We start from the raw sequence: 3,780 nt of genomic DNA on the forward strand, positions 1-3,780 counted from the left end.
CTTAAAAACGACTGTAAAGCCTGAGTTTTTAAACAGAAGTGTAGAATCTTTCACTATTTCTATCAATAATTTAGATAATGATTTTGCTCATTTAGAATTATCTTGGGAAAAAACAATTATAGCAATTAAATTTGAAGTTCCAACTAAAAAAGCAGCTTTAGCTAGCATCGACAAAACATTAGCCGGTCCGGGAGCAGGTGATTATTTTTCTGCTGCTCAATATTATTACCAATCAAACGGTGATATGAAAAAAGCATTGGAATATGTAAACAAGTCAATTGAGTTGCGAGGTGGCGAAACTCCATTTTGGTACAACCGATTAAAATCGCAAATTCAAGCAAAATTAGGTGATAAATCAGGAGCTATTGCAACTGCAAAAGTATCTATGGAAGCTGCTGAAAAAGCAGGCAATGCCGATTATGTTAAAATGAACAAAGACAGTATTGCTGAATGGAGCAAAAAATGAAAGAAGAAAAAAAATAAAAAGCGTTAGTACTACCAAACCTATCTTCAACCGCAGATAGGTTTTTTTTTAAAAATTCACCCGCAACGAAGTAACAAAGTTTCTTCCCGGAGCAGAAATTCCCGATGAGTAGCTGCGGTATAATTGATCGGTGATATTTTCAATACCACCCGTAAACGACCAAGTTTTATTTAAAGTAAACATCGCTTTTAAATTGATCGTGTACCAATTTGGGGCATACGGGTTACCATTGGCGTCTTTGGCATACAAATAACTTTTTTCAATTTCCGACGGTGCCATGTCTTCAAATTTGATGGTTCCGGTGTAAACGAATGAAGCATCTAATGTCCAGTTGTTGGTCTTTAAAAGTAAATTTGACGATCCGAATAATGGTGCAGCATGACGCAAGGGTGCCTGATCGCCATTATCCAATTCTTCAGTGCCCTGATTCCAATTAACTGTTGATTTCCATTGTAGAATAGGTAATACATAAACGGTCAATCCTCCTTGAATACCATATACTTTTGCATAGGCGGCATTCTGAATGGCTTGAACGTTATTTGTTTCTCCGTCAATAATTATTGTGCTTTCGCCATTAAATGTGTAATCTCTGCGTACCATTGCATTGTCTAACAAGGTATAAAAAAAGGAGGCATCTACAAGGAAAGATTTTCCAAATTGCTGCTTGAAGCCAATTTCTCCATTATATGCATACTCAAAATCCAATTCCGGATTGGGAACTACAAAATTACTAGGGGTACTTTCAAAGGTTTTGCCTATATCATCCACATTGGGAGCTCTAAACGCGGTGGAGAAATTTGTAAACAAGGTTGTTTTGGTTTGGGGCTGGTAACTTATTCCCGCACTTCCCGTAAATGCATTGTTATTAATTTTTACCGCATCAAAGGGATAAGCGATAACGGTTTGATCAAAGGTAGCATCCAATAGTATCTGATTGTATCGCAGGCCGGTTTGCAAAACAAGTTGTTCGCTCCACTTTTTTTCATATTGGATATAAGCAGCAAGCGATTGCCAAGTAGATCCATCGGGATATCGCGAAGGTGCGTTTGTAATGTCTGAAGTAGTTATGTCTTTTTTAAATCCATAAGACTGAACTACATTGAAAATATATTCCCAGCCATATGTAATTTTATCAGTTTGATTGAACTTCTTTAAAAAGTCAAAGTTGACGGAGTAGGCATCTACTTTTTCAACATTCGATGTTCGGATGGGGTTTTGAAAAGTACGACTGTTGCGACTCTCTTCAAAATGTTGGTAGGCAAAATTGAACTGTCCTTTATCAAAGAAACGATTGGCTGCATTATAATCCACAACAAAATGATTCATGACCCATTTTTGAGGACCGTAGAACCACTCAGCAAAGCGTAAATTACCATTACTATTTCGTCGCAACAGTTGATCGTATCGGGCAAAATCGTTAGTGTTGGAATAATGCAAAGCGTATGTTAAGTCCCATAGTTCATTAGGTCTGAATTTTACCTTTTGAATAATATTTGTTTGAGAATAACCGGTGGGCACTTGATTTCTCGGGTCTCTATTTGTGACTATTGCATCTACATTATTAACAGTTTGTATGTAATCCAATCGCAAGTAATCGGCAGGTCCAAATTTCCCCATCGACAAATCTCCGTAATCACTCAATGAATAAGAGGTCAAAAAAGCCCATTTTTTAAATCCGATGTTTACATCAAAATGCCCCATTTTTTCTTGATTGGCTGAAGACCAACGCGAAACAACCGCTCCAAATAAATTGGGTTTGTCGGTGCTGCTCAATGTAGGCTGAAAGGTGTAAAAATTCATCACACCACCAATGGCGTCACTCCCGTAAATCATCGTACCTGGACCTAAAATGATTTCGGTGTTTTGAATACTGTTCGGGTCAATGGAAATAACGTTCTGTACATTACCGCTTCTGAAAATGGCATTATTCATTCGGATACCATCCACATTTAATAGTACTCGATTGGTGGCAAATCCTCTAATGATTGGACTACCACCTCCTAACTGACTTTTTTGTACAAACACTTTACCGGATTGTGAAAGTAAGTCGGCTGAGGTTTGTGGATTATTTAAAATGATGTCTTTCTCTTTTTGTGAAATAATGACATTGGGGAGCATTTTGCGGGATTCCTCCCATTTGGAAGCAGACAATACCACTTCATTTAACGAATTATTATCGGCCGTTAGCAAAATAATAAATTTGTTGGATTCTATCAGTCTGTAACTCAGAATTTGGGTTTCATAGCCCAATAACCGAACATATATTTTATTGGCTTCAACCAAATCCTTTACATTTGCTATGCCGTTTTTATCGGTGATTGCGTAACTTTTCATGGAGGAAACATGCAAACTTACTCCTTCCAGCGGTTCATTGGTGTAACGGTCATATACTTTTGCCTCCTGACCGAGTACTGCTAATGAAAATAGTAAAAACAGTAAGCAATAATTACGCATGAGCTGGTTTTTTAAGCATTTGAATAAGCAATGCTAAAAGAATGGTTAACGTTGTTCCTATTGCATTCAACCACAAATAACCCAATTTGTCTGCCTCTTCCGGTACATGAATGGCATAATAATAAATAACAAAAATGGTTAACTGGCTGATGACTCCTGCATAGAAAATGGCATTTCCTTTGACATACTTGATAAAAAAGGCCACAAGAAATATACCAAGAATCGTTCCGTAGAATACAGAACCTACAATATTAACTAATTGGATGAGGTTTTCTACCAATGTGCCAAAACAGGCAAATAGTATGGCAATCGCTCCCCATAATAGTGTAAATCCTTTGGATGCTTTGACAAAATGCTCCTCTGATTTTTCTATTTTTAAGTTCCTTTTATAAATGTCAATAGTGGTAGTTGAGGAAAGTGCATTCAATTCCGAAGCGGTGGACGACATAGCTGCTGAAAAAATCACAGCTAGCAGCAATCCGATAAGTCCGGTGGGCAAATAATTTAAAATAAAGTGAATGAACACATAATCTTTGTCATTGGGCTCTTCATCAACTTTTTTAATCAATGCTCTAGCTTCATCACGCAAATTGTTTTCTTTCTCGGTAAGTGCGATGATGCGTTTCTTCAAAACAGGATTATCCACATCAAGATTTAATTGGTTGGCGTACTTTAAAGTAACGGTCTTTTTTTCGTCCTGAATCACTTCCAATTCCTTTTCTAAAGCACTATAATCCGATGCATAAACGGATTTTTCAACGGCATTTTGACTCGACGGATTAAAATTTAACGGCACTTTGTTAAACTGGAAGAATACAAAAACCATGACTCCAGTTAGTAGA

Annotated in this window: 1 protein-coding gene and 2 pseudogenes; 1 reads left to right on the plus strand and 2 read right to left on the minus strand. The window is 37.1% G+C overall.

The annotated features are described in order from the left end of the window. Window positions 1–466: pseudogene (locus ACIQ2S_RS12075) on the plus strand (dihydrolipoamide dehydrogenase); the annotation flags it as partial. A 66-nt stretch (window positions 467–532) separates the two neighbouring features. On the opposite strand, the gene ACIQ2S_RS12080 reads toward ACIQ2S_RS12075, so the two are convergent. Together ACIQ2S_RS12080 and ACIQ2S_RS12085 are read right to left on the minus strand one after the other, a co-directional pair. Further along, window positions 533–2,938 carry a TonB-dependent receptor domain-containing protein gene (locus tag ACIQ2S_RS12080; protein WP_396176339.1) on the minus strand — a complete coding sequence of 802 codons (2,406 nt, stop codon included), beginning with the start codon at window positions 2,936–2,938 and terminating at the stop codon, window positions 533–535. After that, window positions 2,931–3,780, minus strand: a pseudogene (locus ACIQ2S_RS12085) (sodium:solute symporter); the annotation flags it as partial. The gene ACIQ2S_RS12080 and the pseudogene ACIQ2S_RS12085, both read right to left, overlap by 8 nt.

The sequence above is a fragment of the Flavobacterium sp. genome (assembly GCF_044371705.1).
Classification (GTDB): Bacteria; Bacteroidota; Bacteroidia; order Flavobacteriales; family Flavobacteriaceae; genus Flavobacterium.